The organism is Paracoccaceae bacterium (assembly GCA_019454225.1).
GTDB lineage: Bacteria > Pseudomonadota > Alphaproteobacteria > Rhodobacterales > Rhodobacteraceae.
The window spans coordinates 3,148,513-3,175,373 of record CP075370.1 but is presented as its reverse complement, the minus strand read 5'-3'; the positions used below and the strand labels follow the sequence as shown (position 1 = coordinate 3,175,373).

The 26,861-nt window shown below is 69.4% G+C and carries 25 protein-coding genes and 1 tRNA gene; 17 read left to right on the top strand and 9 right to left on the bottom strand.

Annotated features, from left to right (window positions below):
- Window positions 1-72: 72 nt before the first annotated feature.
- The 4 genes from KF887_15075 to lgt form a co-directional block, all read right to left on the bottom strand.
- On the bottom strand, window positions 73-255 hold the full coding sequence (locus KF887_15075; GenBank protein ID QYK40716.1) for a hypothetical protein: 183 nt from the start codon (window positions 253-255) through the stop codon (window positions 73-75).
- Between the two features lie 229 nt (window positions 256-484).
- On the bottom strand, window positions 485-1,234 hold the full coding sequence (gene pgeF, locus KF887_15070) for a peptidoglycan editing factor PgeF (GenBank protein ID QYK40715.1): 750 nt from the start codon (window positions 1,232-1,234) through the stop codon (window positions 485-487).
- Window positions 1,219-2,289, bottom strand: a complete 1,071-nt coding sequence (locus KF887_15065) for an SAM-dependent methyltransferase (GenBank protein ID QYK40714.1) — start codon at window positions 2,287-2,289, stop codon at window positions 1,219-1,221. The genes pgeF and KF887_15065 overlap by 16 nt, the downstream gene beginning before the upstream one ends.
- Window positions 2,286-3,170, bottom strand: a complete 885-nt coding sequence (lgt, locus tag KF887_15060; GenBank protein QYK40713.1) for a prolipoprotein diacylglyceryl transferase — start codon at window positions 3,168-3,170, stop codon at window positions 2,286-2,288. Before lgt ends, KF887_15065 begins: the two co-directional genes overlap by 4 nt.
- 162 nt (window positions 3,171-3,332) lie before the next feature.
- Between lgt and KF887_15055 the strand changes: the two genes are divergently transcribed.
- Both KF887_15055 and KF887_15050 read left to right on the top strand, forming a co-directional pair.
- Window positions 3,333-3,596 carry an accessory factor UbiK family protein gene (locus KF887_15055; GenBank protein ID QYK40712.1) on the top strand — a complete coding sequence of 88 codons (264 nt, stop codon included), beginning with the start codon at window positions 3,333-3,335 and terminating at the stop codon, window positions 3,594-3,596.
- 181 nt (window positions 3,597-3,777) lie between these two features.
- Window positions 3,778-4,425 (top strand): sugar transferase, encoded by a 648-nt coding sequence (locus KF887_15050; protein QYK40711.1) that lies wholly within the window; start codon window positions 3,778-3,780, stop codon window positions 4,423-4,425.
- 19 nt (window positions 4,426-4,444) lie between these two features.
- Here KF887_15050 and KF887_15045 read toward each other — a convergent pair whose 3' ends face one another.
- Window positions 4,445-5,368, bottom strand: a complete 924-nt coding sequence (locus tag KF887_15045) for a LysR family transcriptional regulator (protein ID QYK40710.1) — start codon at window positions 5,366-5,368, stop codon at window positions 4,445-4,447.
- A gap of 121 nt (window positions 5,369-5,489) precedes the next feature.
- Between KF887_15045 and KF887_15040 the strand changes: the two genes are divergently transcribed.
- From KF887_15040 to KF887_14990, 11 genes are all read left to right on the top strand, one after another.
- Window positions 5,490-6,476, top strand: a complete 987-nt coding sequence (locus KF887_15040; GenBank protein ID QYK43599.1) for a class 1 fructose-bisphosphatase — start codon at window positions 5,490-5,492, stop codon at window positions 6,474-6,476.
- A 1-nt stretch (window position 6,477) separates the two neighbouring features.
- Window positions 6,478-7,350, top strand: coding sequence for a phosphoribulokinase (locus KF887_15035; GenBank protein ID QYK40709.1), 873 nt, complete (start codon window positions 6,478-6,480; stop codon window positions 7,348-7,350).
- Window positions 7,351-7,360: 10 nt separating this feature from the next.
- Entirely contained in the window at window positions 7,361-9,340 is a 1,980-nt protein-coding gene (gene tkt / locus KF887_15030; GenBank protein ID QYK40708.1) for a transketolase, read from the top strand.
- Between the two features lie 4 nt (window positions 9,341-9,344).
- On the top strand, window positions 9,345-10,424 hold the full coding sequence (gene fba, locus KF887_15025) for a fructose-bisphosphate aldolase class II (protein ID QYK40707.1): 1,080 nt from the start codon (window positions 9,345-9,347) through the stop codon (window positions 10,422-10,424).
- Window positions 10,425-10,436: 12 nt separating this feature from the next.
- Window positions 10,437-11,900 (top strand): form I ribulose bisphosphate carboxylase large subunit, encoded by a 1,464-nt coding sequence (locus KF887_15020; protein QYK40706.1) that lies wholly within the window; start codon window positions 10,437-10,439, stop codon window positions 11,898-11,900.
- Window positions 11,901-11,911: 11 nt separating this feature from the next.
- Window positions 11,912-12,301 (top strand): ribulose bisphosphate carboxylase small subunit, encoded by a 390-nt coding sequence (locus KF887_15015; protein ID QYK40705.1) that lies wholly within the window; start codon window positions 11,912-11,914, stop codon window positions 12,299-12,301.
- 69 nt (window positions 12,302-12,370) lie between these two features.
- Window positions 12,371-13,288 (top strand): CbbX protein, encoded by a 918-nt coding sequence (gene cbbX / locus KF887_15010; protein QYK40704.1) that lies wholly within the window; start codon window positions 12,371-12,373, stop codon window positions 13,286-13,288.
- Entirely contained in the window at window positions 13,285-13,986 is a 702-nt protein-coding gene (locus KF887_15005; protein QYK40703.1) for a ribulose-phosphate 3-epimerase, read from the top strand. Before cbbX ends, KF887_15005 begins: the two co-directional genes overlap by 4 nt.
- Window positions 13,979-14,671, top strand: coding sequence for an HAD-IA family hydrolase (locus tag KF887_15000; protein QYK43598.1), 693 nt, complete (start codon window positions 13,979-13,981; stop codon window positions 14,669-14,671). The genes KF887_15005 and KF887_15000 overlap by 8 nt, the downstream gene beginning before the upstream one ends.
- Window positions 14,668-15,318, top strand: coding sequence for a phosphoglycolate phosphatase (gene gph / locus KF887_14995; protein QYK40702.1), 651 nt, complete (start codon window positions 14,668-14,670; stop codon window positions 15,316-15,318). Before KF887_15000 ends, gph begins: the two co-directional genes overlap by 4 nt.
- Window positions 15,319-15,370: 52 nt before the next feature.
- A complete protein-coding gene (locus KF887_14990) occupies window positions 15,371-16,165 on the top strand; it encodes a dimethylarginine dimethylaminohydrolase (GenBank protein QYK40701.1) in 795 nt (264 codons plus the stop codon).
- A gap of 116 nt (window positions 16,166-16,281) precedes the next feature.
- On the opposite strand, the gene KF887_14985 is transcribed toward KF887_14990, so the two are convergent.
- Complete coding sequence (locus tag KF887_14985; GenBank protein QYK43597.1) at window positions 16,282-16,659, bottom strand: hypothetical protein; 378 nt, start codon at window positions 16,657-16,659, stop codon at window positions 16,282-16,284.
- Between the two features lie 95 nt (window positions 16,660-16,754).
- Here KF887_14985 and KF887_14980 point away from each other — a divergent pair, with 95 nt between their 5' ends.
- Entirely contained in the window at window positions 16,755-17,756 is a 1,002-nt protein-coding gene (locus KF887_14980) for a hypothetical protein (protein ID QYK40700.1), read from the top strand.
- Window positions 17,757-17,811: 55 nt separating this feature from the next.
- Here the strand turns inward: KF887_14980 and KF887_14975 are convergent.
- A tRNA-Gly gene (locus KF887_14975) sits at window positions 17,812-17,886 on the bottom strand.
- A gap of 184 nt (window positions 17,887-18,070) precedes the next feature.
- Here KF887_14975 and KF887_14970 point away from each other — a divergent pair.
- Window positions 18,071-18,886: a phosphate ABC transporter ATP-binding protein gene (locus KF887_14970; protein ID QYK40699.1), complete on the top strand. Its 816-nt coding sequence runs from the start codon at window positions 18,071-18,073 to the stop codon at window positions 18,884-18,886.
- A gap of 141 nt (window positions 18,887-19,027) precedes the next feature.
- Here KF887_14970 and KF887_14965 read toward each other — a convergent pair whose 3' ends face one another.
- Window positions 19,028-22,486 carry a pyruvate carboxylase gene (locus KF887_14965; GenBank protein QYK40698.1) on the bottom strand — a complete coding sequence of 1,153 codons (3,459 nt, stop codon included), beginning with the start codon at window positions 22,484-22,486 and terminating at the stop codon, window positions 19,028-19,030.
- 223 nt (window positions 22,487-22,709) lie between these two features.
- On the opposite strand from KF887_14965, the gene KF887_14960 reads away from it, so the two are divergent.
- Both KF887_14960 and KF887_14955 read left to right on the top strand, forming a co-directional pair.
- Window positions 22,710-23,105, top strand: coding sequence for a hypothetical protein (locus KF887_14960; protein QYK40697.1), 396 nt, complete (start codon window positions 22,710-22,712; stop codon window positions 23,103-23,105).
- Window positions 23,106-23,174: 69 nt separating this feature from the next.
- Complete coding sequence (locus tag KF887_14955; GenBank protein ID QYK40696.1) at window positions 23,175-25,565, top strand: UvrD-helicase domain-containing protein; 2,391 nt, start codon at window positions 23,175-23,177, stop codon at window positions 25,563-25,565.
- A gap of 3 nt (window positions 25,566-25,568) precedes the next feature.
- On the opposite strand, the gene KF887_14950 is transcribed toward KF887_14955, so the two are convergent.
- A complete protein-coding gene (locus KF887_14950; GenBank protein ID QYK40695.1) occupies window positions 25,569-26,708 on the bottom strand; it encodes a benzoate/H(+) symporter BenE family transporter in 1,140 nt (379 codons plus the stop codon).
- Window positions 26,709-26,861: the final 153 nt, after the last annotated feature.

Genomic DNA, 26,861 nt, shown 5'->3' with positions numbered 1-26,861 from the left:
GGTCTGCCGATTGTTGCGGGAAACGGTGCGGATCGGCCCTTCGGCCGTGCAGCACCTGATTCGCGGGGCGCATCAGCGCGCGGCGATGGCCGTCGGGCGTGGTGTGGCCACTGCGGAAAGGCCTGCCGGGCGGCGGCGGTTGCCGCGCTGGAAGGGCAGGGCCGGCAGGGTTTCCGGCGCGGCGGTCGCCGCGATCACGGCGGCCAGCCAGCGGCGCGGCGGGACGGGACGTTCGGTCTGGGTGCGATCGGTCATGGCGTGATCTCCTGTGCTCCGGTCCGCCGGCGCGGCTCCGATGAACCCGAATTTCGCCGCCGAATGCGGCATGCGATGGGCCGCCATGCGGGCCCCCGGGGCATTTTCGGGGCAGCCGGACCGATCCGTGGCAGCAACGCGAGCATCGTGTGTTTTTAAGCAAATTCAGTTGATTGACGGCCGTTGTTGCGGCGCTGGCAACAGTTCCTGCGCCGCGTTTCCGCCACAGTCACAGCCGTATGGCCGATATCAGCCGTCCGTAGTCTGCCTCGCCGCGATGGGTGGCGCGGCGATAGGAAAAGAATCGCCCCTCGTCGCGATAGGTGCAGTGGCCCAGCCATTCCGCCCGACCCACCCCTGCCGCGCGCAGCCGCATCAGCGCATAGCCCGGCAGGTCGAACATGGCCCGATCGCCCCGCCCGCCCGCGAAGTACCGTGCCGAGGCCGGGTCCTCGTCGATGAAGCCCTCGACGAACTCGGGGCCGACCTCATAGTTCGCCTGGCTGATCGTCGGTCCGATCGCCACATGCACCCGGTCCGCCCGGGCACCCAGCCGTTCCATGGCCGCGATCGTGGCCTCCAGAACGCCGCCCTTCGCGCCCTTCCACCCGGCATGCGCTGCCCCCACGACGCCCGCTTCCGCATCCGCGAACAGCACCGGCGCGCAATCGGCCGTCAGCACCGCCAGCGCCAGCCCCGGCGCCGCCGTCACCAGCGCGTCGGCCCGCGGACGTGCGGCGTCCGGACCCTCCAGCACCACCACATCGGCCGAATGCACCTGATGCACCGTCACCAACCGCCCGGTCTCGACCCCCAGCGCAGCGGCGACCCGGGCGCGGTTGATCGCCACCGCTTCGGACAGGTCGCTTGACCCCGGTCCACAGTTCAGCCCCTGGAAGATGCCCGAAGATGCCCCGCCCCGCCGGGTGAAGAACCCGTGGCGGGCAGGCAGAAGGTCCGAGGTCAGGTATTCGAGCATGCATCCAGTCCCGGCAGCGGGGCGGTGCCGCGCGCGGCCAGCCCCAGCACCTTGAACAGCGAACCCATTTGCGCGGGCGCGGTCAAGCGCTCAAGCGCCGCCGCGTGGCTGACAAGCGCGTCACCCTGCAGCCCGCGCGCCAGCCTTTCCGCCCGCTGCTCGATCCCGAGGCGCCGCAGGAACAGGCCCTGACCGGTCAGGCCGCTGGGTTCCAGCCCTGCCGCCGCCTGCGCCAGCGCCTCGAAATCCACATGCGCGGTCAGGTCGGCCTCGCCCGGACTGGCCAGCGGGTCCTCGCGGCGATGCCCGCGCAGCGCCTGCAGCGTGTCGCCCTTTGACCGCCAGCCGCCGTAGTCGACCAGAAACGCCGCCCCGCCCCGCGCCGCGATGCGCGCGGCGATTGCCGCGGCGACGGCCTGCGCCGGGGTGCAGGTCTCTACCAGCGTTCCGGGCGGATCGGCGCCGAACCGCGCGTCCGGCAGGGGCACCGGCCCCGACAGGCCAAAGCACAGCACGCCGCCCGACAGGCCCACCACCCGCTCGCGCCAGCCGCCCGCATCCCGCAGGAACTGGCGGATCGGCAGCGCATCGAAGAACTCGTTGGCGATCAGGAACAGCGGCCCCGGCGGCAGGTCCGCGACCGTCCCGGCCCAGTCCACCCGATACCCCGCCAGCCGTTCCGCCTGCACCCGGCGCAGGACGGGCGATGCCTCGACCAGCACGATCCGCGCCGCGTCATGGAACCCCGGAACCCCCCGCGTCGCCCGCAGCGCATCCGCCATCAGCGTGCCGCGCCCCGGGCCCAGTTCCGCCAGCACGAAGGGCGCGGGCGCACCCCGGTCCAGCCAGGCCTGCGCCAGCGCCAGACCCAGCAGTTCGCCGAACATCTGGCTGATCTCCGGCGCCGTCACGAAATCCCCGCCCGCCCCGAACGGGTCGCGCGTGGCATAGTAGCCGTGGTCGGGGTGCAGCAGGCAGTCGGCCATGTAGTCGGCCACGCTGATCGGACCTGTCGCGGTGATGCGCCGCGCCAGAATCGCGGCCAGCGGGGTCATGCCGCCGCGCGCCGCGCGCCCAGCGCCAGCCAGAGCCCGACCAGGATCATCGGCAGCGACAGGATCTGCCCCATCGTCAGGCCATATCCGCCGATGTGCAGGGCCAGGCCCAGCGGGTTGCCGGGCGACACGAAATAGGCATCGGGCTGCCGCACGAACTCCACGGCGAACCGCGCCGCGCCATATCCGGCAAAGAACACGCCCGCCACCAGCCCCGGCGCCCGCAACCCGCCCCGCCGCCAGACCAGCCACAGCAGCACCGCGCCAAGGATCAGCCCCTCCAGCGCCGCCTCGTACAGCTGCGAGGGGTGCCGCCCGCACAGTCCGGTCACGCCGGGGCAGTCTTGCGCCGCGGCACCGGGAAAGGCCACGGCCCAGGGCAGGTCGGTGGGCCGCCCCCAGAGTTCCGCATTGATGAAGTTTGCAATCCGCCCCAGCAACAGGCCCGGGGGTGTCGCCATGGCCAGCATGTCCGCCGCCGGGCGCAGCGCGATTCCCTCGGCCCGGCAGAACAGCCACGACGCCACCACGACCCCCGCAAGTCCGCCGTGAAACGACATGCCCCCCAGCCAGACCATCGGGATTTCCCAGGGATTCGCCAGGTAATAGGCCGGCTGGTAGAACGCCACGATGCCCAGCCGCCCGCCCGCGATCACCCCCACGATCACCCAGGTCAGCAGCCGTTCGACCTGATCGCGCGTCATCGGCGGCGAACCGCCCCACAGCGCGGGCCGGTCCAGCGCCGCCACCGCCAGCCGCCAGCCGATCAGGATGCCCGCGATATAGGCCAGCGCATACCAGCGCAGCGCCAGTGTCAGGCCGAACAGCGTGACCGAGAACAGTTCGGGCGATACGTCGGGAAAGGGCAGGGGTGCTGTCACGGCGGTCCTGTCTTGCGGTGCCTGCGCCGCGCCTCCGGCCCGGCTGCTCGTTCCGGCTTGTCGGGCGGGGCTGCGGCGAAGTCAACCGCCGGTGGTTCCTGCCCTTGTCCCGGCAGGCACGCTTGCGCATATAGACGGCGCAAGCACAGCCGGGAGAGCCCCATGCAAGGCCGCAACACCTTCCTTGACGACCTGTCGCAGCTGATGACCAACGCGATGGGCGTGGCCCAGGGCGCCCGCACCGAGGCCGAAACCGCGATGCGTGGCCTTGTCGACCGCTGGATGGCAGACCGCGATTTCGTCACGCGCGAAGAGTTCGACGCCGTCCGTGCCATGGCCCAGAAGGCGCGCGAGGAGAACGAGGCGCTTGCCGCGCGCATCGCCGCGCTCGAGGCCGCCGCAGCGCCCCGCAAGAAGGGCGGCTGACGCCTTCCGCGCCCTGCACGCGCGGCAACCCGCCGCAATCCGGCCCGCACATGACGCGGCGTCACGGCGGCCCCTTGCGCAGGACATGGCCCCGCTTCCGCGCTAGAAGCGCGCTCGCGCGGTCAGCATAGCGACTCGCGACGGCCGGCCGGGGGGCCGCCGATCCTGCCCGGGGGCTGCCATGACCTTCAATCCGTCCTTCGGCACCCTGCCGAAACCGCGCCGCATCCGGGTTCCGCCGTGGAAGCGCCCGCTCGACTTCTGCCTTGCGGGGCTGGCGATGCTGATGTTCTGGCCGCTGTTCCTGGCCATCGCGATCATCGTCCGGGCCACAAGCCCCGGGCCCGCCTTCTTCGTGCAGACCCGTGTCGGGCTGAATGGTCGCCGCTTCGGCATGCTGAAGTTCCGTTCGATGCATGTCGACGCCGAGGCGCGGCGCGCGGCGCTGGTCGCGGCGTCCGACCGGCCCGGCGTCTGCTTCAAGATGAAGGACGACCCCCGCGTGACGCCGTTCGGCCGGTTCCTGCGCCGCTCCTCGCTCGACGAGTTGCCGCAGCTCCTGAACGTGCTGCTCGGCGACATGAGCCTTGTCGGTCCGCGCCCCGCCCTGCCGGAAGAGGTGGCCGCCTATCCCGCGGGCGCAAGGGCGCGGCTGGCCGCGCTGCCCGGCATCACCGGCGTGTGGCAGGTGTCCGGCCGCGCCGACGTGTCCTTCGATGACATGGTCCGGATGGACGTGGCCTACGCCCGCGGCGCCACGCTGGCGGGCGACCTTCGCATCCTTGCGCGCACGGTCGCCGTGGTGCTGGCGGCACGCGGGGCCTACTGACCACGCGCCGCAGGCGCGCTCAGCGCGGCAGGAACGTGCCGCCCATGTCCACGATCGCCTTGTGGATGCGCGCGCCCGCCGCGGTCAGCGGCGCCGCCGCCGGGTGAACCAGATACCAGTGCCGCATGATCGGCAGGCCCGGCGCCCGCATCAGCACCAGCCGCCCGGTCCGCACTTCCTCGGTCACCGTGTGCAGCGACAGCAGCGCGATGCCCAGCCCGGCCATCACCGCCTGCTTGATCGTCTCGTTCGAATCCATCTCGATCCGGCGGAACAGGTGCCCGTCCGCGATCCGCTCCAGGTAGCGCTCCATCAGGATCCGGGTCCCCGAACCGTCCTCGCGCGTGATGAACGTCTCCTCCGTGATATCCTCGGGCGCCACCGGGTCGCGCCTGGCGAGGGGATGGTCGGGGGGCAGGATGATGCCGTGCGGATGCGGCCCCAGCGGGGTCGCCACCACTGCCGGATCGCGCGGCGGCCGACCCATCACCGCCAGGTCGACGCCGCCCTGGTCCAGCCCGGCGATCACCTGCTCGCGGTTGCCCACCCGCAGCCCGACGTCGATTTCGGGATGCAGGTCGGTCAGCCGCCGCAGCAGGCGTGGCGCGAAATACTTGGCCGTCGACACCACGGCCAGCGTCACATGTCCCACCTGTCCCTGCGACAAAGCGGCCATCCGGTCGCCCGCCAGCCGCAGCACGGCCTCGATCCGCCGTCCGGCCAGCACCAGTTCCTCGCCCGCCGCCGTCGGAACCAGCCCGGTGGCGCCGGGCGCGCGGGCCAGCACTTGCGCCTCGACCGCGCTCTCCAGGTTTTTGATCTGGCTGTGAATCGCCGGCGTCGTCAGCCCCAGTCGCGTGGCGGCGGCGGTCAGCGATCCGCTGTCGGCCACCGCCACCAGGGCGCGCAGCTGCTTCAGCGTCAGGGCATCCAGCCGGATCATGTTCAAGTTTCCTGAATTCGAGTTACCATTTTTTACATTTCATTAAAATTCAGAATCACGCAACTGTTCCTCCGACGGCGCAAGATGAGGGAGGAGCATCGTGCGGCACGGCCCTGCATCCATCGCCACGGATGGCCTGCCCGACGGGCTGGCAGACCTGATCGGCCGCATCGCGGACGTCTGTGCCGACCTCGCGCTTCGCATCGCCCGGGGCGGGATCGACGAACATCTGGGCGGCGCGGTCGGCACCAACCCCGACGGCGACGGCCAGAAGGCGCTCGACGTCATCGCCGACGACCTGTTCCGCGCCGCGCTGGCCGGATCGTCGGTCCGCTGGTACGCCTCGGAGGAACAGGACGATGCGGTCGCCATCACGCCGCAGGGCGCCTGGGGCCTGGCCATCGACCCGCTGGACGGCTCGTCCAACATCGACGTCAATGTCTCGATCGGCACGATCTTCGGCATCTACCCCGCCACCGACAGCATCGCCGGCACCTTCCTGCGCCCCGGACGCGACCTGGTGGCGGCAGGCTATGCGATCTACGGCCCGCAGTGCTGCCTCGTGCTGACCACGGGTTCCGGCGTGCGGAAATACGTGCTCGACCCCGCCAGCCGCCGCTTCACCCTGGTGGATGACGCCGTGCGGGTTCCCGCGGACTCGACGGAATTCTCGATCAACGCCTCGAACTACCGGCACTGGCAGGCCCCGGTCCGCGCCTACATCGACGATCTCGTGGCGGGCATCGAGGGGCCGCGCGGCCGGAATTCCAACATGCGCTGGGTCGCCTCGCTGGTGGCCGAAACCCACCGCATCCTGACCCGCGGCGGCATCTTCCTCTACCCGCGCGACGACCGCCCGGGATACGAGAATGGCCGGCTGCGCCATGTCTACGAATGCGCGCCCATCGCCATGGTCATGGAACAGGCCGGAGCGGCGGCGACCGATGGAACCGATCCCATCCTCGACCGCGTGCCGGCGCATCTGCACGCCCGCGCCCCCTTCGTCTTCGGCAGCGTGACCAAGGTCGCCCGGGTGACCGTCTATCACGACCTGCCGCACCAGGAAACCTCGGCGCTGTTCTCCAAGCGCGGCCTCTTCCGGAGCTGAGATGAGCAAGAAGCATCCGATCATCGCCGTCACGGGCTCGTCCGGCGCCGGCACCACCACGGTCAAGAACACCTTCGACCAGATCTTCCGCCGCGAGGGCGTGCGTGCCGTCTCGATCGAGGGCGACGCCTTCCACCGCTTCAACCGGGCCGAGATGAAGGCCGAGCTCGAACGTCGCACGGCCGAGGGCGACTATACATTTTCCCACTTTTCCTTCGAGGCGAACGAACTCAAGGAACTTGAGGATGTATTCAGAATCTTTGGGGAAACCGGAAAAGGCCGAACGCGGCACTACGTTCACGACCAGAAGGAAAGCGAACTTTACGGCGTGCCGCCTGGCGAATTCACCGGATGGGCCCCGTTCGAGGACGGCGCCGACCTGCTGTTCTACGAAGGGCTGCATGGCGCCGTCGTGAACGACACCGTCAACCTGGCGGCGCTGGCCGACCTGAAGATCGGCGTGGTGCCCGTCATCAACCTCGAATGGATCCAGAAGATCCACCGTGACCGTGCCCAGCGCGGCTATTCGACCGAGGCGGTCACCGATGTCATCCTGCGCCGCATGCACGCCTATGTGCACTGCATCTGCCCGCAGTTCACGCAGACCGACATCAATTTCCAGCGCGTCCCGGTGGTCGACACCTCGGACCCGTTCATCGCCCGCTGGATCCCCACCGCCGATGAAAGCCTCGTGGTGATCCGCTTCAAGAACCCGCGCGGCATCGACTTTCCCTATCTGACGGCGATGATCCACGGTTCCTGGATGAGCCGGGCGAACTCGATCGTGATCCCGGGCAACAAGCTCGACCTCGCGATGCAACTGATCCTGACCCCGCTGATCGAGCGGCTGGTGCGCGACGCGCGCCGGGCCTGAGGAGCATCCCATGACCACGCAGATCGTTCCCGCCGATGAAACCACCATGGCCAACGCCATCCGCGCGCTTGCCATGGATGCGGTGCAGGCCGCGAATTCCGGGCATCCCGGCATGCCCATGGGGATGGCGGATGTGGCGACCGTGCTGTTCAACCGCTTCGTCACGCTCGACCCCGCCGCGCACGACTGGCCCAACCGCGACCGCTTCGTGCTGTCGGCGGGCCACGGGTCGATGCTGGTCTATGCGCTGAACCACCTGCTCGGCTATCCCGACATGGGCATCGACCAGTTGCGCGCCTTCCGCCAGCTGGGCAGCCGCACCGCCGGGCATCCCGAATACGGCCACGCACAGGGCATCGAGGTGACGACCGGCCCGCTGGGGCAGGGCATCGCCACCGCCGTCGGCATGGCCATCGCCGAACGCATGGGCGCCGCCCGCTTTCCCGGCCTCGTCGATCACTGGACCTGGGCGATCGCCGGCGACGGCTGCCTGATGGAAGGCATCAGCCACGAGGCCATCGACATGGCGGGCCATCTGGGCCTGTCGCGCCTGGTGGTCCTGTGGGATGACAACCGCATCACCATCGACGGCGACACCGCCCTGTCGACATCGACCGACCAGATCGCCCGTTTCGCCGCCTGCGGCTGGCATGTGCAGGCGGTTGACGGGCATGACATGGCGGCGGTCGCCGACGCCATCGCCGCCGCGCAGGCCGATCCGCGCCCCTCGATGGTTGCCTGCCGCACGCTGATCGGCAAGGGCGCGCCCAACAAGCAGGGCGGGCACGACGTGCACGGCGCGCCTCTCGGTCCGGCCGAGATTGCGGCCGCCCGCGCGCATCTGGGCTGGGCCCATGCCCCCTTCGACATCCCGGCCGAGGTCTACGCCGCCTTCGCCCGCATCGCCGCCCGCGGCGCACGGGCGCGGGCCGACTGGCTGGCGCGCGCCGATGCCCATCCCGCCCGCGATGCCTTCGCGGCCCACCTGGCGCGCGATGCCGCCCCGCTCGCGGCGCCCATGGCCGCCCACAAGGCCGCGCTGATCGCCGACCGCCCCAGGGTCGCCACCCGCAAGGCCAGCGAGATGGCCCTGGCCGTGGTCAATGCCGCGCTGCCCTTTGCCGTCGGCGGCTCGGCCGACCTGACCGGTTCGAACCTGACGCGCACCGCGGCGCAGCGCGCCGTCACCGCCGCCGATTTCGGCGGCAGCTACCTGCACTACGGCATCCGCGAACACGGCATGGCGGCGGCGATGAACGGCATCGCCCTGCACGGGCTGTTCCGTCCCTACGGCGGCACCTTCCTCGCCTTCGCCGACTACTGCCGGGGCGCGATCCGGCTGTCGGCGCTGATGGGCGTGCCCGTCACCTATGTGATGACGCATGACTCGATCGGCCTGGGCGAGGATGGCCCGACCCATCAGCCGGTCGAGCATCTGGCCGCGCTGCGCGCCATCCCGAACCTCACCGTGATCCGCCCCGCCGACGCGGTGGAAACCGCCGAGGCGTGGGAGATCGCCATGGCCGCCACCGCCACCCCCACCCTGCTGGTGCTGTCGCGCCAGAACCTGCCCACGGTCCGGCAGGACGCCACGCAGAACATGACCGCCCGGGGCGCCTATCTGCTGCGCGCGCCCGAGACGCGCGACATCACCCTGATCGCCACGGGATCCGAGGTCGAGATCGCCCTTGCCGCCGCGGACCGCCTGGCCGAGCGGGGCATCGCGGCCGCCGTGGTCTCCGCCCCCGCGTTCGAGCTTTTCGCCGCACAGCCCGACACCTACCGCCGGGCAATCATCGGCACCGCCCCCCGCGTCGGGATCGAGGCCGCGATCCGCCAGGGCTGGGATTTGTTCCTCGGCCCCGGCGATGCCTTCGTCGGCATGACCGGCTTTGGCGCCTCTGCCCCCGCGCCCGCGCTCTACCGCCATTTCGACATCACGCCCGAGGCGGCCTGCCGCGCCGCGCAGGGCCTTCTGAAAAGGGACTGACCCCATGGCGCTCATCACGCTGCGACAGCTTCTCGACCATGCCGCCGAACATGGCTACGGCGTGCCCGCCTTCAACATCAACAACATGGAGCAGGGCCTCGCGATCATGGAGGCCGCCCGGGCCGTCGACGCGCCGGTCATCATGCAGGCGTCGCGCGGGGCGCGGTCCTATGCCAATGACATCATGCTGGCCAAGATGATCGAGGCGCTGGCGGCAATCTACCCCGCCATCCCGATCTGCATGCACCAGGATCACGGCAACAGCGAAGCCACCTGCATGACGGCGATCCGCCACGGCTTTACCAGCGTGATGATGGACGGCAGCCTGAAGGCCGATGCCAGGACCCCGGCCGACTACGACTACAACGTGGCCATCACCGAACGCGTCGCCCGCATGGCGCATTGGGTCGGTGCCAGCGTCGAGGGCGAACTCGGCGTGTTGGGCAGTCTCGAGACCGGCCAGGGCGAGGCCGAGGACGGCCACGGCGCCGAGGGCGCGCTCGACCATTCCCAGCTTCTGACCGACCCGGCCCAGGCGGTCGCTTTCGTCGCCCGCACCGGCGTCGATGCGCTGGCCATCGCCTGCGGCACCTCGCACGGCGCCTACAAGTTCAGCCGCAAGCCCGACGGCGACATCCTCGCCATGGGCGTGATCGAGGAAATCCACCGCCGCCTGCCCGACACCCATCTGGTGATGCACGGATCATCCAGCGTCCCGCAGGATCTGCAGGACATCATCAATGCCCACGGCGGCCAGATGCCCCAGACCTTCGGCGTTCCGGTCGAGGAAATCGTGCGCGGCATCCGCCACGGCGTGCGCAAGGTGAACATCGACACCGACTGCCGCATGGCGATGACGGCCGAATTCCGCCGCGTTGCCACCACCAACCCCCGCGAATTCGACCCCCGCAAGTTCCTGAAACCCGCCATGGACGCGATGCGCGACCTCTGCCGCGCCCGGTTCGAGGCCTTCGGAACCGCGGGACATGCCAGCAAGATCAAGGTCATCCCGATGGATGACATGGCCCGCCGCTATGCCGGCGGCACGCTTTCCCCGGCGGCCCCGTCCGCCAAGGCCGCATGAGGAGAACCGACCATGGCTGACGGCACCAAGACCGAGATCAAGGACAAGAAGGACCGCTATCGCGCCGGCGTCCTGAAATACGCCCAGATGGGCTATTGGGATGGCGACTACGAACCCAAGGACACCGACATCCTCGCGCTGTTCCGCATCACCCCGCAGGATGGCGTCGATCCGATCGAGGCCGCCGCCGCCGTGGCGGGCGAATCCTCCACCGCCACCTGGACGGTGGTATGGACCGACCGCCTGACCGCCTGCGACCAGTATCGCGCAAAGGCCTACCGCGTCGAACCCGTGCCGGGCCGCCCGGGCGAATACTTCTGCTATGTCGCCTATGACCTGATCCTGTTCGAGGAAGGCAGCATCGCCAACCTGACCGCCTCGATCATCGGCAACGTGTTCTCGTTCAAGCCGCTCAAGGCCGCGCGGCTGGAAGACATGCGCTTCCCCGTCGCCTATCTCAAGACCTACAAGGGCCCGCCGACCGGCCTCGTGGTCGAACGCGAACGGCTGGACAAGTTCGGCCGCCCCCTGCTGGGCGCCACCACCAAGCCCAAGCTGGGCCTCTCGGGCAAGAACTATGGCCGCGTGGTCTATGAGGGCCTCGTGGGCGGCCTCGACTTCATGAAGGACGACGAGAACATCAACTCGCAGCCCTTCATGCACTGGCGCGACCGGTTCCTCTACGTGATGGAGGCGGTGAACCTGGCGGCCGCGCGCACCGGCGAGGTCAAGGGCCACTATCTCAACATCACCGCCGGCACGATGGAGGAGATGTATCGCCGCGCCGAACTGGCCAGGCAGCTTGGCTCGGTCATCGTGATGATCGACCTCGTCATCGGCTACACCGCGATCCAGTCGATTTCCGAATGGTGCCGCCAGAACGACATGATCCTGCACCTGCACCGCGCGGGCCACGGCACCTACACCCGGCAGAAGAACCACGGCATTTCCTTCCGCGTCATCGCCAAATGGATGCGGATGGCGGGGGTCGACCACATCCACGCGGGCACCGCCGTCGGCAAGCTGGAAGGCGATCCGATGACCGTGCAGGGCTACTACAACGTCTGCCGCGAGATGCATAACCCCGTCGACCTGCCGCGCGGCCTGTTCTTCGAACAGCCCTGGGCCGACCTGAAAAAGGTGATGCCCGTGGCCTCGGGCGGCATCCACGCGGGCCAGATGCACCAGTTGCTCGACCTCTTCGGCGACGATGTGGTGCTGCAGTTCGGCGGCGGCACCATCGGTCACCCGATGGGCATCCAGGCCGGCGCCACCGCCAACCGCGTGGCCCTCGAAGCCATGGTGCTCGCCCGGAACGAGGGCCGCGACATCGCCGTGGAAGGCCCCGAGATCCTGCGCGCCGCCGCCAGGTGGTGCAAGCCGCTCGAGGCCGCGCTGGATGTCTGGGGCGACATCACCTTCAACTATCAATCCACCGACACGTCGGACTTCGTGCCGACCGCCGCCGTTTCGTGAGGAGACAGCAGATGCGCGTGACCCAAGGCTGCTTTTCGTTCCTGCCCGACCTGACCGACGACCAGATCTCGGCCCAGGTGGACTACTGCCTCGGCAAGGGCTGGGCCATCGGGGTGGAATACACCTATGACCCGCACCCCCGGAACACCTTCTGGGAAATGTGGGGCAACCCGATGTTCGACCTTCGGGATGCGAAGGGCGTGATGATGGAACTGGCCGACTGCCGCAAGGCGCATGGCGACGCCTACATCCGCTTCAACGCCTTCGACAGCACGCGGGGCTTCGAGACGGTGACGATGAGCTTCATCGTCAACCGCCCGGCCGACGAACCCACCATCCGCATGACGCGGCAGGAGGTCGACAGCCGCGCGATGCGCTACACCCACGAGACGATGCGCTGAGGGCGTGGCCCGGGGGGACACCCCCCGGGCCAGCCGTGGAATCTCCGGCAACAGACAGGGGTGCGAGGCATGGACGCGGGCGAGGGCGGGGCAGGCAAGGTGGACCTGCGGGCGGAGTTCGAAAGCTCCGGCGTCAGGGAACTGCTGGCCGAACTGGACCGCGAACTGATCGGGCTGAAACCGGTCAAGGCGCGCATCCGCGAGACGGCGGCCCTGCTGCTGGTCGAGAAGGCGCGCAAGTCGCTGGGTCTCAGCCACCAGACGCCCACCCTGCACATGTCCTTCACCGGGAACCCCGGCACGGGCAAGACCACCGTGGCGATGAAGATGGCGGGCATCCTGCACCGCCTCGGCTATGTCCGGAAGGGCCATCTCGTCAGCGTGACGCGCGACGACCTGGTGGGGCAGTACATCGGGCACACGGCCCCCAAGACGAAGGAGGTGCTGAAAAAGGCGATGGGCGGCGTGCTGTTCATCGACGAGGCCTATTACCTCTACCGCCCCGACAACGAGCGCGACTACGGGCAGGAGGCGATCGAGATCCTCCTTCAGGTGATGGAGAACAACCGCGACGATCTGGTGGTGATCCTCGCCGGCTACGCCGACCGGATGGAGAACTTCTTCCAGTCGAACCCGGGATTCCGCTCCCGCATCGCGCATCACATCGAGTTTCCCGACTACGACGATGCCGAACTGCTGCGCATCGTCGGCGCCATGCTGGACGCGCAGAACTACGCGATGACCGAGGGCGCGGCGGCGGCGATGGCCGAATACATCGCGCTGCGGCGTGGCCAGCCGCATTTCGCCAACGCCCGCTCGATCCGCAACGCGATCGACCGCGCCCGGCTGCGGCAGGCCAACCGCCTGTTCGACACCGCGGGGATGCTGGACGCCGCCGCGCTCAGCACGATAGAGGAGGGCGACATCCGCGCCAGCCGCGTCTTCCGCGGCGGGCTCGACAGCGAACGCAGGGGGACCGCGCCATGACCTTTCACCGCCGCATCAAGATCGCGCCCTCGATCCTGTCGGCCGATTTCGCGGATTTCGGCGCGGAATGCCGGGCGATCGAGGCGCAGGGTGCCGACTGGGTGCATGTCGACGTGATGGACGGGCATTTCGTGCCCAACATCACCTTCGGCCCCGCCACCTGCGCCGCCATCCGCCCCCATATCCGCGGGGTGATGGACGTCCACCTGATGATCGCCCCCGTCGATCCCTACATCGAGGCCTTCGCCCGCGCCGGGGCCGACATCATCAGCGCCCATCTCGAGGCCGGGCCGCATGTCCACCGCACGCTCCAGGCGATCCGGGGTGCGGGCTGCAAGGCGGGGCTGGCGATCAACCCGGGCACCGACGTGGCCGCGCTCGACTGGCTGCTCGACATGGTCGACCTCGTCTGCGTGATGACGGTGAACCCCGGCTTCGGCGGCCAGAAATTCATCCACAGCCAGGTCGAAAAGGTGCGCCGCCTGCGCGCCATGATCGGCGACCGCCCCGTGCATGTCGAGATCGACGGCGGCGTGACGCCCGAGACCGCGCCGCTGGTGGCCGCCGCCGGGGCGGATGTGCTGGTCGCGGGCTCGGCGGTGTTCAAGGGCGGGTCGGTGGCCGATCCGGCGCCCTACGGCAGCAACATCCGGGCGATCCGGGCGGCGGCGGAGGCGGCGGTTGGACAGCTTGCCTGACGCCATCATCTTCGACGTCGACGGCACCCTTGCCGAAACCGAAGAGGTTCACCGTCGCGCCTTCAACGAAACCTTCGCCCGCATGGGCCTGCTCTGGCACTGGACCGGCGCGGATTACGCGCGCCTGCTGACCACCACGGGCGGAAAGGAACGCATCCGCCGCCACATGGACGAAACCGGCGCGCCCCCGACCGATGTGGCGATGCTGCACGCCGCCAAGACCGAACGCTATGTCCAGCTGATCGCCGAGGGCCAGATCGTGCTGCGCGAGGGCATCGGTGCCCTGGTCGTCGCCGCGCGGCGGGCGGGGCTGAAGCTGGCCGTCGCCACCACCACCAGCCGCCCCAATGTCGAGGCGCTGGCCCGCGCCGTCTGGGGCCGCAGCGCGTCCGAGGTCTTCGACGTGATCGCCGCCGGCGACGAGGTGGCGGCCAAGAAGCCCGCCCCTGATGTCTACCGGCTGGCGCTCGACCGGCTGGGCCTGCCCGCCGCCCGCACCGTCGCGCTGGAGGACAGCCGGAACGGACTGCGCGCGGCCATCGCGGCGGGCATCCCCTGCATCGTCTCGCCCGGCATCTACACCCGGGCCGAGGATTTCTCGGGCGCGCTGGCGGTCCTGCCCGAATTCTCGGCCCTGGGCGGTCTCGACGGACTGGCGGCCCTGCTGGAAAGGCACGCGGCATGATCTCGGTCATCTTCGATCTCGACGGCACGCTGATCGATTCCGCGCCCGACATCCACGCCGCCTCGAACCGGGTGCTGGCCGAACAGGGCTTTCCCCCCCTGACGCTGCCGCAGGTCCGCAGCTTCATCGGCAAGGGCGTGCCGCATCTGGTGGAACGCCTGCTCGATGCCAGCGGCGACGATCCCGCAGGCCCGCGCTTTGCCGCCATGGTGGCCAGCTTCACCGCGGGATACGAGGATGCGGTGGGCCTGACCCGCCCCTATCCCGGGGTGGTCGCGGCGCTCGACCGTCTGGCGGCGACGGGCTGCGCGCTCGGAATCTGCACGAACAAGCCCCATGCGCCGACGCTGGCGGTGCTGCGCCATCTCGACCTGCTCGACCGTTTCGGGGTGGTGATCGGCGGCGACAGCCTGCCCCGGCGCAAGCCCGATCCCGCGCCCCTTCGCGCCGCGGCGCAGGCGCTGGGCCGCGACCGGGTGATCTATGTGGGCGACAGCGAGGTGGATGCCGAAACCGCCGCCAACGCCGCCATGCCCTTCCTTATTTATACCGAAGGCTACCGCCAGGCGCCGCTGGCAGCACTTCCGCATGACGCGGCCTTTGCCGACTGGGGCGCGCTGCCCGCGCTGGTCGAACGCCTGCGCTGATCTCGACAGGGCGCGGGGCAGGGGGTATCGGGGGGCAACCCCGGAGGCCCCGATGTTCCGTTCCACCACCTTCACCCATGCCATCACCCGCCGCCCGGCGCCCACCGCCACCCATGGCCTGCGCGCGGTCGACACCGGGGCGCCCGACCTGACGCGGATGCTGGCCCATCATGCCGCCTATGTGGACGCCCTGCGCGCCACCGGCGCCACCGTGATCGAGCTTGATCCGCTGCCCGACTACCCCGACGCGCAGTTCGTCGAGGATACCGCGCTCTGCCTGCCGCAGGGCGCCGTGATCATGCGGCCCGGCGCCCCCTCGCGCCTCGGCGAGGCGGCGGAAATGACGCCGCATCTGGCCGCCTTCTACGGCACGCTGGACCGCATCGGCGGCGCCGCCAGCTTCATCGAGGGCGGCGACATCCTGATGTGCGAGACCGAGATCCTCGTGGGGCGCTCGGCCCGCACCAACGCCGCCGGCATCGCCGAACTGGCGGCCATCGTCGCGCGCTGGGGCTGGCCGCTGCGCGAGGTCGAAACACCCCCGGGCGTGCTGCACTTCAAGACCGACTGCTCGCTGGTCGATGCGGAAACCATCCTGTCCACCCCCCGGCTGGCCGCCTCGGGCTGCTTCGCGGGCTACCGCGTGATCCACACCGCCGACGGCGAGGAGGCGGCGGCCAACGCCATCCGCTTCAACGGCGCGGTGATCGTGCCCGACGGCTTTCCCCGCACCGCCGAACGGCTGGCGCAGGCGGGCTATCCGGTGGTGGCCGTCGGCAATTCCGAATGCGCGAAACTGGACGGCGGCATGTCCTGCCTGTCGCTGCGCTTCACGCCCCCGGGCTGAGGCGCGGCGGCGGCCTTCGCGGCCCAGATGTTAACAAACCCTTGACGCGCCATGGTCAAGCCATTGATTTTCCTGCCTCCGCTCGGCGTCCCACGGTGGGACGCCCCCTGCGCCCGTCACGGCATCAGCACCTGCGCCCGGTTGAACTGCGCCTTCAGGAAGGTGCCGTCGTCCAGCTCCAGCACCACCGCGATGCTGTCCACCGACCCCAGCGGCAGCGCCACATAGGGCAGGTGCCCCTCCGACTTGATCGCGTTCGGGCTTGCCGTCCCCTCATAGCAGGGCTCCATCGGCCAGACATAGTCGGACGCGGTGCTGTTCACCGAGAACCGCACCGCCGCCAGCCCGCAGCGCCAGGCCAGCAGATGCGTGAAATAGACCAGGTCCTTGCCGTCGTATTCCCGCACCGCCACCCAGTTGCCCTGCGTCATCTCCAGGATCGGCCGCACCTCCGCCGCCGTGGTGAAGCCCTGCGCCACCGCCCCGCCCGCCATCGCCACCCACAGCGCCGCACCCGCCGCTTTTGCCTTCACCATCTGGTTCCCCCGCGCCATAGTCGCCCCGGGCATTCCCGCCCGCCGGGACCAGCATGTCAGAAACACCCCCCGCCGCGCAAAGGTTCAACGTGGCCGCCGTGGTGCAGGCCGGCCGCCTGACCTACGAGTCGGTGCTGCTCGCCGCCTCGCTGCGCGCCTCCGACCCCGGCTTTCCCGGCCGCCTGATCCTGATGGAGCCGCAGCCCGGCCCCCGCTGGCCCGAGGACCCGCGCCTCGCCGACCCCGAGGCCCGCGCGCTCCTGCACGAACTGGGGGCCGAGATCCTGCCCTTCGAGAACCGCCATTTCGGCGCCACCTACCCCTATGGCAACAAGATCGAGGGGCTGGCCTGCCTGCCCGACGAACCCTTCCTGTTCCTCGACACCGACACGCTGGTCACCGGCGCGCTTTCGGCCGTGCCCTTCGATTTCGCCCGCCCCGCCGCCTCGATGAAGCGCGAGGGCACCTGGCCCGTGCCGGAACTCTACGGGCCGGGCTATACCGCCATCTGGCGCGCGCTCTATGACCGGTTCGGCCTCGACTTCGCCTCCAGCCTCGACCTGTCGCAGCCCGAGGAATACTGGCGCCGCTATCTCTACTTCAACGCGGGCTGGTTCTTCCACGCCTCGCCCCGCACCTTCGGCGACCGGTTCCGCGACTGGGCCGTCGCCGTGCTCCGCGACCCGCCCCCCGAACTGGTGTGCCAGCCGATGGACCCCTGGCTTGACCAGATCGTGCTGCCGCTTGTCATTCACGCGCTCGGCGGCGGGCGTCCCGGGCCGGAACTGGCCGGGATGGATGACGGGGTGACCTGCCACTGGCGCAGCCTTCCGCTGCTCTACGCCCGCGAAAGCGACCGCGTGGTCGAGGTTCTGGAACGGGTCGCCGGGCAGCGCGAGGTCAAGCGCGTGCTGCGCGGCTACGGGCCGATGAAGAAGATGATCGAACAGGGCCAGGGGCGGCAGGTGCGTGCCCTGTTCGACCGCGCCGACCTGCCCCGCCAGGAACGCGCCATCCGCAACCGCATCAAGCGCGAGGGGCTCTGGGTGCGCTGAACCCGGGGCCCGGAAACGCGAAGGGGCGCCCCGAGGGCGCCCCTGCGATCCGATCTGGAGCGGGCGATGAGATTCGAACTCACGACCCTAACCTTGGCAAGGTTATGCTCTACCCCTGAGCTACGCCCGCGCCGTTTCGGTAGGCGGTGATTTAGCCGCGCGCCCGGGGGCCTGCAAGAGGGAAAACGCATCCGCGCGATGATGACGGCGGGATGAACCTTTCACGAAATCTGCTGCCCGATTGATCTGGATCGAATGATCCCGGCACCGATTCGCCGCAGCCTCGGCACAGGTCAACCGCAGAGGATCGCCCGATGTTCGACGACGCCGCCGCCCCCGAATCCGCTCCCGACCTGACCCGCCGCCCCGCCGTGCCGGTGATCGAGGTGAGGGACCTGTCGCTCTGGTATGGTCCGGCCCGCGCGCTTGATGGCGTGTCGTTCGACCTGTTCCGCGCCGAAATCCTTGCCTTCATGGGGCCTTCGGGTTGCGGCAAGACGACGGCGCTGAAATGCCTGAACCGGATGCATGACGCGGCGCCCGATGTCCGCATCGCCGGGCAGATCCGCATGCACGGGCGGGATATCAATGCCCCCGATGTCGATCCGCCGCTGCACCGGCGCCGCTTCGGCTGGGTGGCGCAAAAGCCCAATCCGTTTCCGGGCACGATCTGGCACAACGTCGCGGCAGGCCCGTTGATGCACGGGTTGTGCCCGACCCCGGCGGAACTGGCCGCGCATGTCGAGGAGTGCCTGCGCCGCGCGCATCTGTGGGACGAGGTGAAGGACAATCTGCACCGGATGGAGGCGCTTGCCCTGTCGGGCGGCCAGCAGCAGCGGCTCTGCATCGCGCGCGCGCTGTCGACCCGGCCCGAGGTGCTGCTGATGGACGAGCCGACGGGCTCGATCGACCCGATCGCCACCGCGGCGGTCGAGGATCTGCTGATGCAGCTGAAATCGGAACTGGCCATCGTGGTGATCACCCATTCCATCGCACAGGCCCGCCGCATCGCCGACCGGGTCGCGTTCTTCCACATGGGCCGGCTGATCGAGACGGGCCCCGCGGCCGAGGTCTTCGCCCATCCGCGCACAGCCGAGACAGCAGGGTTCCTGCGCGGCAGCTTCGGCTGAAGGGGGACCGCCGCGCCAGACGCCTGCCAGACGCGGGCCAGACGCGCGCCAGACCGTTCACGCCCTGTTAACCCGGCGGATTCCCCGTGTTTCCAACAGGCTGGCCGGTTCGGCCCGGTCTGGCCCCGCCGGGGCCACCCCTCACTCGAACTCCACCAGCAGGTCCTTGGCCTCGATCTGGGCGCCGGGCACCACATGCACCGCCTTCACCCTTGCGGCGCGGTCGGCGTGCAGGCCGGTCTCCATCTTCATCGCCTCGATGGTCAGCAGAAGATCGCCCGCCCGCACCTCCTTGCCCGCCACCGCCGCGACCGACGCCACCGACCCCGGCATCGGCGCGCCGACATGGGCGGGGTTGCCGTCCTGCGCCTTCGGCCGCGCGGCGGTGCGCGCCTTGACTGCCCGGTTCGGCACGCGGATGACCCGCGGCTGGCCGTTCAGTTCGAAGAACACCTTGACCTCGCCGTCGTCGCCCGTCTCGCCCACCGCCGACAGGCGGATCTCCAGCGTCTTGCCGGGGTCGATCTCGGCCGTGATCTCGTCGCCCGGTTCCATCCCGTAAAAGAACGTCCGCGTCGGCAAGGCACGCACCGGGCCATAGGTCTTGTGGCGCTGGCGATAATCCATGAAGACCTTGGGATACATCAGATATCCGTTCAGATCCTCGTCATCCACGCTTTCCGCCACGCCCTCGTCATCGCCCAGTTCGGCCACCACCCTGGCCCGCGTCGCCTCCAGATCGACCGGCGCCAGGCGGGCGCCCGGCCGTTCCGTCAGTGGCGCCTCGCCCTTCAGCACCTTCTTCAGGATGCCCGCGGGCCAGCCCCCGTGCGGCTGGCCGAGGTTGCCGCGCAGCATGTCGACGACCGAGTCGGGAAAGGCCACCTCGACCGCCGGATCCTCGACCTGCGCCCGCGTCAGCCCCTGCGCCACCATCATCAGCGCCATGTCGCCCACCACCTTGGACGATGGCGTGACCTTCACGATGTCGCCGAACATCCGGTTCGCATCGGCATAGGCCTGCGCCACCTCGTGCCAGCGTTCCTCCAGCCCCAGCGACCGGGCCTGCGCCTTGAGATTGGTGAACTGTCCCCCCGGCATCTCGTGCAGCCAGACCTCGCTGGCCGGGGCGGGCAGGCCGGATTCGAAGGCCGCATACTGCGCGCGCACCCCCTCCCAGTAGTTGCTGATTGCCCTGATCGCCGCAATATCCAGTCCGGTGTCGCGGTCGGTGTGGCGCAGCGCCTCGACGATCGAGCCAAGGCAGGGCTGCGAGGTGCCGCCCGAAAAGGCATCCATCGCCGCATCCACGGCATCCACCCCTGCCTCGCAGGCGGCCAGAACGGTGGCGCCCGCCAGGCCGCTGGTGTCATGGGTGTGGAAATGCACGGGCAGGCCCACCTCCTGCTTCAGCGTCCGCACCAGGACCCGGGCCGCGGCTGGTTTCAGCAGCCCCGCCATGTCCTTCAGCCCCAGGATATGCGCCCCCGCCGCCTTCAGTTCGCGCGACCGCTCGACATAGTACTTCAGGTCGTATTTCGCCCGGTCGGGATCGTCGATGTCGCCGGTGTAGCAGACCGTCCCCTCGCAGACCTTGCCGGCCTCGATCACCGCATCCATGGCGACGCGCATGTTCTCGACCCAGTTCAGGCTGTCGAACACCCGGAACACATCGACCCCGGTCCTCGCCGCTTGGGCCACGAAGGCGCGCACCACGTTGTCGGGATAGTTGGTGTATCCCACCCCGTTCGAGGCGCGCAGCAGCATCTGGGTCATCAGGTTCGGCATGGCGGCCCGCAGGTCGCGCAGGCGCTGCCACGGGCATTCCTGCAGGAACCGGTAGGCCACGTCGAAGGTTGCGCCCCCCCAGCATTCCACGCTGAACAGCTGCGGCAGGTTCGCGGCATAGGCGGGGGCCACGCGGATCATGTCGATCGACCGCATGCGGGTTGCCAGAAGGCTCTGGTGCCCGTCGCGCATCGTGGTGTCGGTGATCATCACCTTCCGCTGCCTGGCCAGCCAGTCGGCCACCGCCTGCGGGCCCTTCTGTTCCAGCAGGTTGCGGGTGCCGGTGGCGGGGCTGTCGGTCAGCGCCCGGGGCGGTCTCGGTGCCCGCGCCTCGGCGGGCGGCTTCGGTCGCCCCGCCGTCTCGGGGTGCCCGTTCACCGTGATGTCGGCGATATAGGTCAGGATCTTCGTCGCCCGGTCGCGGCGGCGGCGGAACTGGAACAGTTCGGGCGTCGTGTCGATGAACTTGGTGGTATAGGTGTTGTTCAGGAACGTCGGGTGTTTCAGCAGGTTGATGACGAAATCGAGGTTCGTCGCCACGCCCCGGATGCGGAATTCGCGCAGGGCCCGGTCCATCCGCTTGATGGCCGCCTCGGGCGTCTGCGCCCAGGCGGTGACCTTGACCAGCAACGAGTCGTAGTAGCGCGTGATCACCCCCCCCGCATAGGCCGTGCCGCCATCCAGCCGGATGCCCATGCCGGTGGCACTGCGATAGGCGGTCAGGCGGCCGTAGTCGGGGATGAAGTTGTTCTGCGGGTCCTCGGTCGTCACCCGGCACTGCACGGCATGGCCCGACAGGGTGATGTCGTCCTGCCGCGCGACCCCCGTGGCCTCGGCCAGCGTGGCGCCTTCGGCGATGCGGATCTGGGCCTGCACGATGTCGATGCCGGTGACCTCCTCGGTCACCGTATGCTCTACCTGCACGCGGGGGTTCACCTCGATGAAGTAGAAATGCCCGCTGTCCATGTCCATCAGGAACTCGACCGTGCCCGCGCATTCATAGCCCACATGGGCGCAGATGCGGCGGCCCAGGTCGCAGACCTCGGCCCGCTGGGCCTCGGTCAGATAGGGGGCGGGCGCGCGTTCGACGACCTTCTGGTTGCGCCGCTGCACCGTGCAGTCGCGCTCGTAGAGGTGATAGATCTGGCCGTGCTTGTCGCCGAGGATCTGCACCTCGACATGGCGGGCGCGCTGGATCATCTTTTCCAGATAGCCCTCGCCATTGCCGAAGGCCGCCTCGGCCTCGCGCCGCCCCTCGCGCACCTTGGCCTCAAGCTCGTCCTCCGAGAGGATCGGGCGCATCCCGCGCCCGCCGCCGCCCCAGCTTGCCTTCAGCATCAGCGGATAGCCCACCGCCGCCGCCTCGGCCTTGACCGCCGCCATGTCGTCGCCCAGCACCTCGGTCGCGGGGATCACCGGCACCCCCGCCGCGATGGCGACGCGCCGCGCGCTGGCCTTGTCGCCAAGCTGGCGCATCGTCTCGGCCTTGGGTCCGATGAAGGTGAGGCCCGCACGGTCGCAGGCATCCACGAAATCCGGGTTCTCGGACAACAGGCCATATCCGGGGTGGATGGCATCGGCGCCGCTTTCGCGCGCCACCCGGATGATCTCGGCGATCGACAGATAGGCGCCCACCGGGCTCAGCCCCTCGCCGATCCGGTAGGCTTCGTCGGCCTTGAACCGGTGCAGCGAAAGCTTGTCCTCCTCGGCGTAGACGGCGACCGTCTTCTTGCCCATCTCGTTGGCGGCCCGCATCACGCGGATGGCAATCTCGCCGCGGTTGGCGACAAGGATCTTGCGGAATTCGGGCATGGCAGCCTCCGGACAGGTGACTCCGGCACGTTAGCGTCGCTGCACTGCGGCGCAAGGGATTCGATGACAGGCCCGTGAAACCGGCTGTCCCCGCGTCGGCCTGTCGCCGGGCAGCCCGCACTTTTTGCTGCGTGGCAGCACGCATCGCGTTGTGGCCGCATCGCGTTAACCATTCGTTAAGAAAGGTTAACGAATGGCCGGGCGTTCATGATATGCCCCCACCATGACCGAGGCACAGGCCATCCTGATTCTCTGCGCCATGCTGGGTGGCGAGGCCGAGACGCGGCAGGACTATGCCATTGACCACGGCAGCCAGTTCATCCGTGTCGACTGCGAGACGGCCGACGAGGTGATCGAGGTCGGGCTGGACGGCAAGCGGTCGTCGATCGACAGCGTGCATCAGGCAGTGTTCGCCGCGCATCTGACGGGCAAGCGCCCGCGGGTGATCCTGATCGACCGCGACGGTGCAGAGGACCGCGCGCAGCATCAGGTCCGCATCGTCGCGCAGGGGCTGGGGGTGGCCTTCGGCACCGTGAAGCAGGATGCGCTGATCCGCTGGCACATGACGGCCTACCTGCGGTCGCTGGCCGGGCAGGGGCCTGCCGGGCCCGGAACCTGATCTGCAAGCCCCCGGAACAACGCGCGAACAAGCACTTTATTCCGCCGCCGCCGCCGCTATACTTGGGGGATGACCGCGACATCGCCCCTATCCCTGTCTGCGCAGGCCATGATGGCCCGCCCCGCCGCCCCCTATCTGGAGGGGTTGAACGCGGCACAGCGCGCGGCGGTCGAGGCGTTGGATGGCCCGGTACTGATGCTGGCCGGGGCGGGCACCGGCAAGACCAAGTCGTTGATGGCCCGATTGGCGCATCTGTTGACGACACGTGGTGTCGGCCTCGGCGAGGTTCTTGCGGTAACGTTCACAAATAAGGCCGCAAAGGAAATGAAACAGCGGCTGAATGAGACACCGTTTGAACTCGGAAAGCGTCTCTTTGGTGAGGTAAAAGCGTGGAGTGGCCTGCCATGGATGGGCACATTCCATTCCCTCAGCGTCAAGATCCTGCGCCGCCACGCGGAACTGGCGGGGCTGAAGTCGAACTTCACCATCCTCGACACCGACGATCAGCTGCGCCTGATGAAGCAGCTGATCGCCGCCGCGGGCATTGACGAGAAACGCTGGCCCGCCCGGCTGCTGGCAGGGTTGATCGACGGCTGGAAGAACCGCGCGCTGACCCCCGCCCGCGTGCCGGGGGCCGAGGGCGCGGCCTTCGACAACCGGGGGACCGAGTTGTACGAGGCCTATCAGGACCGTCTGAAAACCCTGAACGCCTGCGATTTCGGCGACCTTCTGCTGCATGTGGTCACGATCTTCCAGGCGCATCCGGACGTGCTGCAGCAATACCAGCGGCGGTTCCGCTACATCCTTGTGGACGAATACCAGGATACCAACGTGGCGCAGTACCTGTGGCTGCGGCTGCTGGCGCAGAGCCACCGCAACATCTGCTGCGTGGGGGACGACGACCAGTCGATCTATGGCTGGCGCGGCGCCGAGGTGGGCAACATCCTGCGGTTCGAGAAGGATTTTCCCGGCGCGCAGGTGATCCGGCTGGAACAGAACTACCGCTCCACCGCACATATCCTGGCCACCGCAAGCGGCCTGATCGCGGCGAACGAGGGGCGGCTGGGCAAGACGCTGTGGACCGAGGCCGAGGGCGGCGAGAAGGTCCGCCTGATCGGCCACTGGGACGGCGAGGAGGAGGCGCGCTGGATCGGCGAGGAGGTCGAGGCGTTGCAGCGCGGCACCCGGGGGCACGCGGGGCGGTCATTGGACGACATGGCGATCCTCGTGCGCGCCAGCCACCAGATGCGCGCCTTCGAGGACCGGTTCCTGACCATCGGGCTGCCCTATCGCGTGATCGGCGGGCCGCGGTTCTATGAGCGGCTCGAGGTGCGCGACGCCATGGCCTATTTCCGGCTGGCGGTCAGCCCCGACGACGACCTGGCCTTTGAACGCGTCGCCAACACGCCCAAGCGCGGCCTTGGCGAAAAGGGGATGCAGGACATCCAGCGCACCGCCCGCGCCGCTGGCGTGTCGCTCATCGAGGCCGCGCGCGGCATGCTGGCGCGGCGCGAGATGGGCGGGAAGGCCGCGAACCAGATGCGCGCCTTCGTGGATGGCGTCGACCGCTGGCATGCGGCCACGCTGCGCCCGGAGAAGGACGGCGGCGAAAGCCATATCCGTCTGGCCGAGACCATCCTGGACGAATCCGGCTATACCGCGATGTGGCAGGCCGACAAGACGCCCGAGGCGCCGGGGCGGCTGGAAAACCTCAAGGAACTGGTCAAGGCGCTGGAACAGTTCGAAAACCTTCAGGGCTTTCTCGAACATGTCGCGCTGATCATGGACAACGACACCGAGGAGTCGGCCGAGAAGGTCACCATCATGACGCTGCACGCCGCCAAGGGGCTGGAGTTTCCGGTGGTGTTCCTGCCCGGGTGGGAGGACGGCCTGTTCCCCAGCCAGCGCAGCATGGATGAAAGCGGCCGCAAGGGGCTGGAGGAAGAGCGCAGGCTTGCCTACGTCGGGATCACCCGCGCGGAAGAGCTTTGCACCGTCAGCTTTGCCGCAAACCGCCGGGTCTATGGCCAGTGGCAATCGCAACTGCCGTCGCGCTTCATAGACGAACTGCCCCCCGATCACGTCGAGGTGCTGACGCCGCCGGGTCTCTACGGCGGGGGCTACGGCGCGGCGGGCATGGCCTCGACGCTGGAAACCCGCGCGGCGCGGGCCGATGTGTACAACTCGCCCGGCTGGCAGCGGATGCAGGCGCGTGCCGGTGCCCGCCCGGTGGCCCAGCCGCGCGAGGCCCGGCATCAGGTGATCGACCTTGCCGCAGTCTCGCCCTGGTCCGAGGGCGACCGGGTGTTCCATGCCAAGTTCGGCTATGGCCGCGTGACCTATGTCGAGGGCGACAAGCTGGATGTCGATTTCGAGAAGGCCGGGATGAAGAAGGTGATCGCGCGCTTTGTCACCGCCGCCGACCGCGCCGCCGATCTGGATGACGACGTGCCGTTCTGAGCGTCAGCGCAGCCGCGCCAGCACCACCAGAACCAGCCCCGCCGCCAGCCCCCAGAACGCGGCCCCCACCCCCCAGACCGCCACGCCCGATGCCGTGACCACCAGCGTCGCGGCTGCGGGAAAGCGGGTTTCGGGGGCTGCGAAGGCGGTGGTCGCCGCCCCCATGAACGGCCCGATCAGGGCAAGGCCCACGATCGCCGTGACCAGCGGCGCGGGCAGGGCGCCGATCAGCGCCAGGATGACCGGCCCGAACAGCCCGAGCAGCAGCCAGAATCCGGCATAGACGATCCCCGCCTTCCATCGCTGGGCGGGGTCGGGATGCGTGTCGGGGCCCATGCAGATTGCCGCCGTGATTGCCGCCATGCTGATCGTATGCGCCCCCGCCAGTGCCGACACCGCCGAGGCACCGCCGGTCGCCATCAGGGCGGGTCCGACCGGCGCGTCATAGCCATGCGCCCGCAGCGTGGCAAAGCCCGGCAGGTTCTGCGAGGCCATGGTCACAAGGTACAGCGGCAGCCCAAGGCCGATCAGCACCTCGGCACGGAACGACGGGGCGACCAGCGTCAGGCCGGGCAGGGCGAAGGGCAGGGCCGGCGCGGCGGCATGCCCTAGGGCAAAGGCCAGCCCCGCCCCGGTGCCAAGCGCCGCCAGCACCGCAATCGCGGGGTTCCACAGCCGCACCCCGGCAAAGACCGCGACCATCGGCAGGACGATGCCGGGCAGAGCCTTGGCCGCCTCGGGCAGCCGCAGGCAGAACGGCAGCAGCACGCCCGCCAGCATCGCCCCGGCGACACCGTCGGGAATCGCCGCGACCGCGCGCCCCAGCGGCCGCACGGCGCCGGTCAGCGCGATCAGGGCCCCGGCCAGCAGGAACGCCCCCACGGCCTCGGCCATGGCGATGCCGCTTGTCGCGGCCACCATCGCGGCACCGGGGGTCGACCAGGCAATGATCGCGGGAATCCGATGGCGCCATGACAGCCAGGCACCCGCCGCCGCCTTGGCCAGGCAGATCGCGAACACCCACGAGGCTGTCTGGCCCTCGGTCGCGCCGACGGCCGCGGCCGCCGAAAGCACGAGCGCGATGGTCGAGCCATAGCCGACCAGGGCCGCCACCAGCGGGGCCGTCAACAGGGTGGCGCGCATGGCATCCTCCGGCTTCGGTCACGCCTTATCGGCGGCCCGGCGCGGACCTGCAAGTTCGGGATGTCGAGGGGGCAGTCGGCGGCGGACGCGGGGAGGAGGTCGCGTCCGCCGCCCTTGCTCCGACCGGCCCGAGGGAGGAGGAGGGGCCGTTCA

Bases quoted from the DNA above. Each gene is read 5' to 3' on its own strand.
- KF887_15075 (QYK40716.1), bottom strand. From the start codon at position 255: ATGACCGATCGCACCCAGACCGAACGTCCCGTCCCGCCGCGCCGCTGG.
- pgeF (QYK40715.1), bottom strand. From the start codon at position 1,234: ATGCTCGAATACCTGACCTCGGACCTTCTGCCTGCCCGCCACGGGTTC.
- KF887_15065 (QYK40714.1), bottom strand. From the start codon at position 2,289: ATGACCCCGCTGGCCGCGATTCTGGCGCGGCGCATCACCGCGACAGGT.
- KF887_15055 (QYK40712.1), top strand. From the start codon at position 3,333: ATGCAAGGCCGCAACACCTTCCTTGACGACCTGTCGCAGCTGATGACC.
- KF887_15050 (QYK40711.1), top strand. From the start codon at position 3,778: ATGACCTTCAATCCGTCCTTCGGCACCCTGCCGAAACCGCGCCGCATC.
- KF887_15045 (QYK40710.1), bottom strand. From the start codon at position 5,368: ATGATCCGGCTGGATGCCCTGACGCTGAAGCAGCTGCGCGCCCTGGTG.
- KF887_15035 (QYK40709.1), top strand. From the start codon at position 6,478: ATGAGCAAGAAGCATCCGATCATCGCCGTCACGGGCTCGTCCGGCGCC.
- tkt (QYK40708.1), top strand. From the start codon at position 7,361: ATGACCACGCAGATCGTTCCCGCCGATGAAACCACCATGGCCAACGCC.
- fba (QYK40707.1), top strand. From the start codon at position 9,345: ATGGCGCTCATCACGCTGCGACAGCTTCTCGACCATGCCGCCGAACAT.
- KF887_15020 (QYK40706.1), top strand. From the start codon at position 10,437: ATGGCTGACGGCACCAAGACCGAGATCAAGGACAAGAAGGACCGCTAT.
- KF887_15015 (QYK40705.1), top strand. From the start codon at position 11,912: ATGCGCGTGACCCAAGGCTGCTTTTCGTTCCTGCCCGACCTGACCGAC.
- cbbX (QYK40704.1), top strand. From the start codon at position 12,371: ATGGACGCGGGCGAGGGCGGGGCAGGCAAGGTGGACCTGCGGGCGGAG.
- KF887_15005 (QYK40703.1), top strand. From the start codon at position 13,285: ATGACCTTTCACCGCCGCATCAAGATCGCGCCCTCGATCCTGTCGGCC.
- gph (QYK40702.1), top strand. From the start codon at position 14,668: ATGATCTCGGTCATCTTCGATCTCGACGGCACGCTGATCGATTCCGCG.
- KF887_14990 (QYK40701.1), top strand. From the start codon at position 15,371: ATGTTCCGTTCCACCACCTTCACCCATGCCATCACCCGCCGCCCGGCG.
- KF887_14985 (QYK43597.1), bottom strand. From the start codon at position 16,659: ATGGCGGGCGGGGCGGTGGCGCAGGGCTTCACCACGGCGGCGGAGGTG.
- KF887_14980 (QYK40700.1), top strand. From the start codon at position 16,755: ATGTCAGAAACACCCCCCGCCGCGCAAAGGTTCAACGTGGCCGCCGTG.
- KF887_14970 (QYK40699.1), top strand. From the start codon at position 18,071: ATGTTCGACGACGCCGCCGCCCCCGAATCCGCTCCCGACCTGACCCGC.
- KF887_14965 (QYK40698.1), bottom strand. From the start codon at position 22,486: ATGCCCGAATTCCGCAAGATCCTTGTCGCCAACCGCGGCGAGATTGCC.
- KF887_14960 (QYK40697.1), top strand. From the start codon at position 22,710: ATGACCGAGGCACAGGCCATCCTGATTCTCTGCGCCATGCTGGGTGGC.
- KF887_14955 (QYK40696.1), top strand. From the start codon at position 23,175: ATGACCGCGACATCGCCCCTATCCCTGTCTGCGCAGGCCATGATGGCC.
- KF887_14950 (QYK40695.1), bottom strand. From the start codon at position 26,708: ATGCGCGCCACCCTGTTGACGGCCCCGCTGGTGGCGGCCCTGGTCGGC.